9 protein-coding genes are annotated in these 9,151 nt (G+C 34.1%); 2 read left to right on the top strand and 7 right to left on the bottom strand.

All coding sequences use genetic code 11. The features are described 5' to 3' along the window. The 3 genes from ACH2BV_RS05830 to ACH2BV_RS05820 form a co-directional block, all read right to left on the bottom strand. Nucleotides 1-366: glycosyltransferase (locus tag ACH2BV_RS05830; protein ID WP_395049788.1), on the bottom strand; the 366-nt coding region annotated here is incomplete at its 3' end. A gap of 86 nt (nt 367-452) precedes the next feature. Then, nucleotides 453-1,142: an OmpA family protein gene (locus ACH2BV_RS05825; RefSeq protein WP_395049787.1), complete on the bottom strand. Its 690-nt coding sequence runs from the start codon at nt 1,140-1,142 to the stop codon at nt 453-455. 13 nt (nt 1,143-1,155) lie between these two features. Then, nucleotides 1,156-1,647, bottom strand: coding sequence for a hypothetical protein (locus ACH2BV_RS05820; protein ID WP_395049786.1), 492 nt, complete (start codon nt 1,645-1,647; stop codon nt 1,156-1,158). A gap of 180 nt (nt 1,648-1,827) precedes the next feature. On the opposite strand from ACH2BV_RS05820, the gene htpG reads away from it, so the two are divergent. After that, entirely contained in the window at nt 1,828-3,729 is a 1,902-nt protein-coding gene (gene htpG, locus ACH2BV_RS05815) for a molecular chaperone HtpG (RefSeq protein ID WP_395049785.1), read from the top strand. A 211-nt stretch (nt 3,730-3,940) separates the two neighbouring features. Here htpG and ACH2BV_RS05810 read toward each other — a convergent pair whose 3' ends face one another. From ACH2BV_RS05810 to ACH2BV_RS05800, 3 genes are read right to left on the bottom strand one after another with little or no spacing between them, the layout of a single operon-like run. Next, nucleotides 3,941-5,293, bottom strand: coding sequence for a dihydroorotase (locus ACH2BV_RS05810; protein ID WP_395049784.1), 1,353 nt, complete (start codon nt 5,291-5,293; stop codon nt 3,941-3,943). Nucleotides 5,294-5,296: 3 nt separating this feature from the next. Further along, nucleotides 5,297-6,253, bottom strand: coding sequence for an L-threonylcarbamoyladenylate synthase (locus ACH2BV_RS05805; RefSeq protein WP_395049783.1), 957 nt, complete (start codon nt 6,251-6,253; stop codon nt 5,297-5,299). 3 nt (nt 6,254-6,256) lie between these two features. Next, nucleotides 6,257-7,093: a DUF6671 family protein gene (locus ACH2BV_RS05800; protein ID WP_395049782.1), complete on the bottom strand. Its 837-nt coding sequence runs from the start codon at nt 7,091-7,093 to the stop codon at nt 6,257-6,259. 563 nt (nt 7,094-7,656) lie between these two features. Here ACH2BV_RS05800 and ACH2BV_RS05795 point away from each other — a divergent pair. After that, the gene (locus tag ACH2BV_RS05795; protein ID WP_395049781.1) at nt 7,657-8,577 is read left to right on the top strand and encodes a LysR family transcriptional regulator; all 921 of its coding nucleotides are present in this window, start codon (nt 7,657-7,659) and stop codon (nt 8,575-8,577) included. Between the two features lie 48 nt (nt 8,578-8,625). Here the strand turns inward: ACH2BV_RS05795 and tnpA are convergent, their stop codons facing one another. After that, the gene (gene tnpA, locus ACH2BV_RS05790; protein ID WP_395049780.1) at nt 8,626-9,081 is read right to left on the bottom strand and encodes an IS200/IS605 family transposase; all 456 of its coding nucleotides are present in this window, start codon (nt 9,079-9,081) and stop codon (nt 8,626-8,628) included. Nucleotides 9,082-9,151 lie beyond the last annotated feature (70 nt).

Genomic DNA, 9,151 nt, shown 5'->3' with positions numbered 1-9,151 from the left:
TCCTGTTCCGTCAATGAGTTTTACACCAATAATTCCTAAATCATTTTGCTTTTTGGCGAAAGCCAATACTTTCGTAAAAGTGTCTTCGGCGACAACCGTATCGGGATTCAGAATGCAAATGTATTCGCCTTTGGCAACAGCCACCCCAATGTTATTGCCTTTCGGGAAACCTGAATTCTCCCTGTTTTCGATGAGTTTCACGTTTGGAAAACGCTTTTTCATCATTGCACAACTATCGTCTTGGGAATTGTTGTCGACCACAATAATTTCACTGTCAATGTTTTCAAGAGCCTTTTGAACACTTAGAACGCAAAGTTCGAGAAAGTAACGAACATTGTAATTAAGGATGATGACTGATAGTTGCATAAGACAAATATAACTGAAATTTAATAAACAAAAAAAGCTGTTTCAAAACGAAACAGCTTTCTGTGTATTTAAAAATATTAGGGTTTTTAATTTCCTGCTTCTTTTTTGGCATCTTGCACCATCTTGTCATTTGCCATAATAGCAAATTCAACACGGCGGTTTTGAGTTCTTCCATCGGCAGTGTCGTTTGTTGCAATAGGATTAGCAATTCCTAATCCAGTTGTTTTAAAACGTGTACTAGACAATCCGCTTGAAATCAAATAGTTTTTAACCGCTTCGGCTCTTTTTTGAGAAAGTGTAAGATTGAATTCTGGACTTCCAGTACTGTCTGTATAACCGTAAATTTCAATATTGGTATCTGCATATTCCTTAAACACAGGAACCAATTTATTCAAATTGGCTTTTGCAGTTGTAGCTAATGTGGCTTTGCCTGTAGCAAAACGAACTGCATTTTCATTTAAAACCAAACGAATACCTTCTCCTACTCGCTCCACGTCAGCTCCAGGCAATGCTTCGTCAATTTCTCTGGCTTGTTTGTCCATTTTATTGCCAATCAAAGCACCTGTTCCGCCACCAACTGCAGCTCCAATAAGTGCTCCACCTGCTGTACCGATACCTGTATTATTTCCGATTATTGCGCCAATTAAAGCTCCCGCTCCTGCTCCAATACCAGCACCTTTTTGTGTGTTATTTGCGTTTTTTACCGAGTTGCAACTTGTAAAAAGTATAGCCAACAGAAACAAACTGCTTATCCCTAAAATTGATATTTTTTTCATAATTATTATATTTTTAATTAGTTTTTACGAATTGGTAAGTAACCTCTTTATTTTGACCACCAACGTTAATTTTGTCTATTAATTGAAATGAAGTTCCTGTTTGATTTGCCACACGCAATAAATAACCTTGAGTGACTGTTTTAGATTTTGTTCCTGCTTCTACAATTTTAAGCACAAAAACACCTTCCTTGTTGATACTCCAAACAATTGGGGAAGTGAAAGCTGGACAACCTGATTTTGTCAAAGCCATATTTCCTTTATTATTGTTCGAAATAAAATGCCAAGTGCTTCCAACGAAACATTTAGAATCGGCAATTTGAAAAGAATTTACCACAATATAATCGGAACCCGGATAGGTTACGCTTGTAATAACCCAATCTCCCTTGATTGCTACTTGAGAACTTTTGTCCAACTTTGTACTAGCAACTGGCGTAGTTGTTCCTGATTTACTTTTACAAGCAAAGAATAAAATAGCTAACACCATCAGTGTAATTGTTTTTTTCATATTTATAAGTTTTTTAAGATTAAACCAACTGCAAATTTACAATGTACTTGGCAAAAAAAGTTTCAAAATAAAAGTATTTTATATCAAAATTAACGTTTCCGACAATTTGTCACTTTGAATGCAATTGGTATCTTATTTGAGTAAACAAAATCAAATTGTAAAACTAAAAAATTAATAAATATGGCAACTGGACAAATTAACGTTTCGGTAGAGAACATCTTCCCCTTAATCAAGAAATTCTTGTACAGCGATCACGAAATATTTTTACGTGAATTGATTTCGAATGGAACAGATGCTACCTTAAAATTAAAACATTTAACAAACGTTGGCGATGCCAAAGTAGAATATGGCAACCCAATTATAGAAGTGAAAATTGATAAAGAAGGCAAAAAATTGCACATTATCGACCAAGGTTTGGGAATGACTGCCGATGAAGTAGAAAAATACATCAACCAAATTGCTTTTTCTGGTGCCGAAGAATTCTTGGAAAAATACAAAGACTCTGCTAAAGATTCTGGAATAATTGGTCATTTTGGTCTAGGATTTTATTCTGCTTTTATGGTAGCTTCCAAAGTGGAGATTATTACTAAATCATATAAAGACGAACCCTCAGTGCATTGGATTTGTGACGGAAGTCCTGAGTTTACATTAGAACCTTCTGACAAAACCACTCGTGGAACTGAAGTTATTTTGCACATCGCCGAAGATTCATTGGAATTTTTGGAAGATTATAAAATTAAGGAATTGCTGAACCGTTACAACAAGTTTATGCCTATTCCAATTAAATTTGGAACCCGAAAAGAGAAAATCGAACAAAAGAAAGGTGAATTTGTTGAGTCTGAAAACAAAGAAGAAATTTTCACTGAAGTTGAAGTAGACAACATCATCAACAATCCAAATCCAGCTTGGACAAAACTGCCAACAGAATTAACGGACGAAGATTATAAAAGCTTTTACCACGAATTGTATCCAATGCAATTTGAAGAACCATTGTTTCAAATTCATTTAAATGTAGATTATCCTTTCAACTTGACAGGAATTTTGTACTTCCCAAAATTGGGTTCTGATTTACAAATTCAGAAAGACAAAATTCAATTGTATCAAAATCAGGTTTATGTAACCGATAATGTAGAAGGAATTGTTCCTGAATTCTTGACGATGTTAAAAGGTGTGATTGATTCGCCAGACATTCCTTTAAATGTTTCTCGATCTAGTTTACAATCGGATGCTGCAGTGAAGAAAATTTCAAATTATATCACACGAAAAGTAGCTGATAAATTGAAATCCTTGTTCACTGAAAACCGTGAGGAATTTGAGAAAAAATGGAATGACATCAAAATCGTTTTGGAATATGGAATGCTTTCAGAAGAGAAATTCTATGAAAAAGCAGGTGCTTTCGTTTTGTTTCCAACGGTGGATGACAAATACTATACTTTGGACGAACTGAAAGAAAATCTAAAGGAAACGCAAACGGACAAAGACGGAAAATTGGTTGTTTTATATGCCGGAAATAAAGAAGCGCAACACTCTTATATCGAAATTGCGAAAGAAAAAGGATATGAAATATTGCTTTTGGATTCGCCAATTATTCCGCATTTAATCCAAAAAATAGAAGGTGATAATCAAAATTTAACTTTCGTCAGAGTCGATTCAGACCATATCGATAACTTGATTAAAAAAGAAGAAACTACTATTTCTAAATTGTCAGATGAAGAAAAAGAAAGTTTAAAAACAGTCTTGGAAGGTTTTGTTCCAAAGCAAAAATATTCCGTTCAACTAGAAGCTATGGACAGTCAAGCAGCACCTTTCATTATCACCCAACCAGAGTTTATGCGTCGTATGAAAGAAATGAGCCAATCTGGCGGCGGCGGAATGTTCGGTATGGGAAATATGCCTGAAATGTATAATTTGGTGGTCAATACCAACTCGGATTTGGCTTCCAATATTTTGAATACCGAAGACAAAACAACTCAGGAAGGTTTGGTAAAACAAGCTTTAGACTTGGCTAAACTATCTCAAAACCTATTGAAAGGCGAAGAACTTACCGCTTTCGTGAAAAGAAGTTTTGAAATGATTAAATAAGAAATTTATATTTAATTGAATAAGCTAACCTGCGAGTGAAAACTTGCAGGTTTTTTTGTTTGCAAATTTATATTTTTAATCTAATCAGGATGCTAGCAAAGGATATTATACTTTTTCAATGAAAATAATTTAGAACTGATTCAACACAATTAAAAAACAATAAACTGAAATTCATGTTTTATAGTATTCAAAAATATTTTATTTGTTTTGATTATCTTATTTTTTCAAATCTTAATCTTTTTCCTTTTACATCCGTCTTGACAAGTCCTTTTTCATATACTAAATTTCCATTAACAAAAGTAGAATTAATGCTGCTTTTAAAAACTTGCCCTAAAAAAGGAGACCACTTGCATTTATATAGAATAGATTTAGTAGTTACTTCTTGTTGTTTATTTAAATCGACTAAAACCAAATCGGCATAATAACCTTCCCGAATATAGCCTCGCTCTTTGATTCGGTATATTTCGGCTACATTATGGCTCATTTTTTCCACAACTTTCTCCAAAGGAATTTCACCACGATGAAACAATTCTAAAATTGCCAAAAGGGCATGCTGCACTAAAGGCCCGCCTGAATTTGCTTGGAAATAATTCCCCGCTTTTTCTTCAATAGTATGCGGAGCATGATCCGTAGCAATAATATCTATTGAATTATTTAGTAGTGACTGCATTAAACCTTTCCGATCAGGATCCGTTTTAACAGAAGGATTCCACTTAATTTTGGAGCCCAAAGTATCGTAATCGGCATCCGAAAACCAAAGATGATGAACACAAGCTTCAGCCGTGATCCGCTTTTCTCGGATCGGTGTTTTATTATCGAATAATTTAGCCTCCGCCAAAGTTGAAATATGAAAAAGATGTAAGCGTGTTTGGTATTTTTCAGCAATAGACAGCACTCTCGCGGTAGCTTTCAGACAAGCTTGTTCATCCCGGATTAAGGAATGATAAAAAAAAGGAATTTCTTCTCCATATTGAAGTTTGAACTTCTGGGTATTTCTTTTTATAATCGCATCATCTTCACTGTGCAATGCGATAAGGGCATCCGTTCTTGAAAAAAGTTGTTCTAAAAAATCTGGATAATTAGCCAAAATGCCTTCATCATTGTTAAAATAAAGACCATCATCCGTAATTCCGCATACATTTTCAGTATCTGTTTTTAAAGCTTCTTCTAAGTTATTCTTTGAAATCCCCATAAAAAAAGAATAATTAGCTATTGATTTCTCAGCGGCCATCGTGTACTTCTCTTCTAATAATTCCTGAGTTAACGTATTAGGAATAGTGTTTGGCATATCCATAAAGGAGGTGATTCCGCCAGCCACAGCTGCTACAGATTCAGTAAAAATGGTGCCTTTATGGGTAAGTCCTGGATCTCTAAAATGAACCTGATCGTCAATGACTCCCGGCATCAGATAAAGTCCTGTAGCATCAATTTCAATACTATTTTTTGCGGGGCTTAAAACTATAGAAGATGCTATCTTTTCAATTCTTTCACCTGATATCAAGACATCTAAATTGAGTATTTTTCCCTCATTGACCACTTTTGCATTTCTAATAATAGTATCCATATCTTATTTTTTAGTGGCTCTTTGTAAACGATCGTTTATCGTTTTGCCTAAACCAACATCAGGAAATCGCTCTGCTATAATTAAGTCAAGCTTGCATTTGTCCAATCGATGCAAAGCGGCATACAATTGTGAAGCGGCTTCTACTAAATTGCCTGTGGGAGATAGAATTTCCTGTTCTACAATTTTAGGATTATAAATCCCGTTTTGGAACACTAAGACTCCTATTTTTTTATTCGAAAAGGTGTTGAGCATCTCAGCAACATTGGTTATTAAAAAAGTGGTGGTTAAAGGCGCATAATGTTTGGAAAGCATCCCTGGTGCCACTGGAGCAATATCGTCATGCATTATCATTTTTAAAGCACCCACAATTGCTTCAATATCCTCAGTTGCAAGAGAACCCAAGCGGTACAAAACAGGCTCCTCATTTTCAAATCCTATGATTGTAGATTCAATTCCCCTTTGACAGTCCCCTCCTTCCAAAACCATTGACAAATCTTCAAAATAGTTAGCAACATGCTCTGCCTTAGTAGGACTAATACACCCGAAAGGATTCGCACTTGGAGCGGCTAACGGATAGGCCAACTGATTCAAAAGGGCTAAAGTCAATGGGTGATTCGGAACCCTAACAGCTACAGTATCTTTACCACCAGTGACTAAATCTGGAATGGTTGTTTGCTTTTTTAACACTAAAGTTAAAGGTCCCGGCCAAAAAGCAGCAGCAAGCATCAATGCTTTTTCAGGAATGTCTCTTGCAATTTCAGGCAAGTCCTTTACCGACTTAATATGAACGATTAAGGGATTAAATGTAGGCCTTTGTTTCATCGTAAAAATACTTTGAATGGCTTTTTGACTGTAAATATTCCCGGCTAAACCATAAACCGTTTCGGTAGGAATACCAATAATTTGTTCCTTATTCAAAAGATCTACAGCCTTGTTAATCGAATTACTAATTAAACTCATAAATTAAGGGTTACAGGAATCACAAAATCCTGGTTCTTCGGTTATTTTTTGATGTGGATACATTTTTTCGGAACTAAAAGAGCATTTCTTACAGGTATAAATAAAACTCAAAGTAGAACGAGTGGGTGTAGAACACCAAGAACAAGGCAAGCCTGTTTTCGAGTCTGTAATACTAAAACCAGGCATTTTACAACTTGGACATTCCGTTTTTATAGTTTCCAATAATTTTTGTGCCGCTATTTTTATCACTCCCATTCGAGTTGGATTATGCAGAGCACGCATATCAGTTTCAGCATAGGCACTTCCATAAACACTCATTAAATGTTGGTATGATTCCTCCAACTTACTAGTTGTAGTAATCCCTTTAATTATCGTTGTAAGGTCGTCGGGCTTACTTCTCAAAATTATTGCGTGAGTCGGAAATTTAACTCTACTTGCAAAATCAACAAGCATTTCTTCATTGAGAATCTCTTCTCCATAAAAATTAGTATCCAAACTGAGTTCTCTGACAATTATTTCCAAATCATTTTTTTTATCGATAAAAATCAGAAACTCATCGTCGGCCTGGGCAAAGAAAATAGAAGGATGCGAACCAAAAGAACCTTCGCTGGCAATGCCTAAATCACAATCAAATTGCTCCATAGCTGCTAAACATTTTGCCCTTACGGTTTCGAATGCCGACTTTTTTCGCTCCACTTCTCCTGAAAAAGTGCCAAAAATATCCGAGTCATAATTTTCAGGGACAAAACAGTGAACGCCTAAGCCTTTTTCAAGAATTGGAGAAATCACTTTTTCTTTGTGATGCTTCGTTGCGATGAGTAATTTTCTACCTTTAAACATTCTGTTTTGACTTTAGGAATTAAAACAATTTGAATTACATTGTCAATTATTAGCTCCATATCCTTCAAAAAACCTTCTTTGATGAGTTCTGTAATATATAAAAAAGCAACTGAAAGAGTATTAATTCTTATTTTCGAATGATGATCATACTCTTTAAATAGTGTCTGATCACTAAATACTTCCAGATTATGGAAGTTTATCTTGCTGTAAATTAAAGTAAATAGAACTTTTCCCGCTTATTAAGGCGAAAATTGACCTTTAATTAATTTAAATTAATATTTTTTTTCCATCGTTCTTTTATAATAGTTTTTGTGTTTTATGTAGCGTCTGTCTACTGAAAAATATTCCTACACCTAAAAATAAAGTAAAAAAAATGTTTTTAGTTTCAAGGATAGCTACTAATATTCCATAAATTATTCAATTTGCCCCAACTAGTAAACTAATTTTTATATATTTATTCCTCTTTCTATTTTTCATAACCTTTGCTTTATTTTTCACAAAAGTAAAATAGGTTATTTATACATTTTTATTTATATTTGTTATACTTTACATAAAAATTATTTATGAACTACACTCTACACCAATTACACGTCTTTCTAAAAATTACCCAAAACAAAAGCATCACTAAGGCAGCTATGGAATTGCATCTTACTCAACCTGCAGTGTCCATTCAGTTAAAAAATTTTCAAGATCAATTTAATGTACCGTTAACAGAAGTAATTGGAAGAAAGTTGTATGTGACGGATTTTGGCAAAGAAATTGCCGTAGCTGCTGAAAAAATCCTAAATGAAGTACACGCGATCAATTATAAAACGATGGCATTCAAGGGGCAACTTTCAGGACGGTTGAAAATTTCCGTGGTGTCTACTGGCAAGTATGTTATACCCTATTTTTTGTCAGATTTTGTAAAACAAAATCATGGTGTCGAATTAAGCCTTGATGTAACCAATAAAACTAAAGTTTTAAAAAATTTAGAAAGAAACGAAGTAGATTTTTCTTTAGTTTCTGTATTACCAGAAAATCTACAAATTGAAAAAATTGAGCTTATGCCTAATAGCCTTTTCCTAGTGGCCAACATTGATCAAAAAATAGGAAGCGGAATTCAGGATAAAAAAATCATAGAAACCTTACCAATTATCTATCGCGAGCAAGGATCAGGAACAAGATATGTGATGGAAAAATTTATAGAAAATAATCAATTAACAGTTCCAAAAAAAATGGTGCTTACCGGAAATGAAGCTGTAAAACAAGCAGTACTAGCTGGACTTGGATGTTCTATTATGCCATTAATTGGTATAAAAAATGAAATCAATAACGGTGACTTGCAAATCATTCCAGTAAAAGGTTTACCTATTAAATCCAACTGGAATTTAATTTGGTTAAAAGGGAAAAAATTTTCACCTGTAGCCGATGCCTATTTAAAATTTATTCAAAAAGAAAAAAACAGAATCATCGAAGAAACCTTTAATTGGATTAAACTGTGAAAATTTAAGCCAATGAATAACCCCGAAGCAGAGCTTCGAGGTATCGTGTTAGTCGAATAAGAAACTCAATTGATTTCTATGAAATTTTTTATACTTGTTTTTCTCATCTCCTTGTGAACTAATATATTTTTGGATAATTTCCTCGTTTGCATATTGACCAACTGTATTAACATAATAACCACTACTCCAAAATTGTCCTCCCCACAATTGCCTCTTTACCTCTGGATGAAGTCGAAATAGTTCTTTTGCTGTTATGCTCTTTACTGTCTGAGCAATACTTTTTACGGACATCATCGGCACACTCTGTATCAAAAAATGAACGTGATTCTCATCTGCTCCAATTTCAATAAAAAAAACATCAAAGCGTTTCTCAATATTAATACAAATCTCAACTAAACTTTTCTCAACCTCGTCACTCAAAATACTTCTTCTATATTTTATTGGACAAACCAAATGATATAAAAGTAAATTCTTATTATGTCTCTTATGAATGTGTTCGCTCATAAAACAAAGATAATAATTTTACTTACCATCGAACCCCGAAGCAGAGCTTCGAGGAATTCTTTTGATTAAA

Origin of the sequence: Flavobacterium sp. (assembly GCF_043780635.1) — a bacterium.
In the GTDB taxonomy this organism is placed as follows: Bacteria; Bacteroidota; Bacteroidia; order Flavobacteriales; family Flavobacteriaceae; genus Flavobacterium.
Note: the sequence above shows the minus strand (reverse complement) of the source record. Positions and strands in the feature narration are given on the sequence as shown.

Excerpts from the sequence above, each read along its gene's own strand:
- ACH2BV_RS05825 (WP_395049787.1), bottom strand. The coding sequence starts at position 1,142 with ATGAAAAAAATATCAATTTTAGGGATAAGCAGTTTGTTTCTGTTGGCT.
- ACH2BV_RS05820 (WP_395049786.1), bottom strand. The coding sequence starts at position 1,647 with ATGAAAAAAACAATTACACTGATGGTGTTAGCTATTTTATTCTTTGCT.
- htpG (WP_395049785.1), top strand. The coding sequence starts at position 1,828 with ATGGCAACTGGACAAATTAACGTTTCGGTAGAGAACATCTTCCCCTTA.
- ACH2BV_RS05810 (WP_395049784.1), bottom strand. The coding sequence starts at position 5,293 with ATGGATACTATTATTAGAAATGCAAAAGTGGTCAATGAGGGAAAAATA.
- ACH2BV_RS05805 (WP_395049783.1), bottom strand. The coding sequence starts at position 6,253 with ATGAGTTTAATTAGTAATTCGATTAACAAGGCTGTAGATCTTTTGAAT.
- ACH2BV_RS05800 (WP_395049782.1), bottom strand. The coding sequence starts at position 7,093 with ATGTTTAAAGGTAGAAAATTACTCATCGCAACGAAGCATCACAAAGAA.
- ACH2BV_RS05795 (WP_395049781.1), top strand. The coding sequence starts at position 7,657 with ATGAACTACACTCTACACCAATTACACGTCTTTCTAAAAATTACCCAA.
- tnpA (WP_395049780.1), bottom strand. The coding sequence starts at position 9,081 with ATGAGCGAACACATTCATAAGAGACATAATAAGAATTTACTTTTATAT.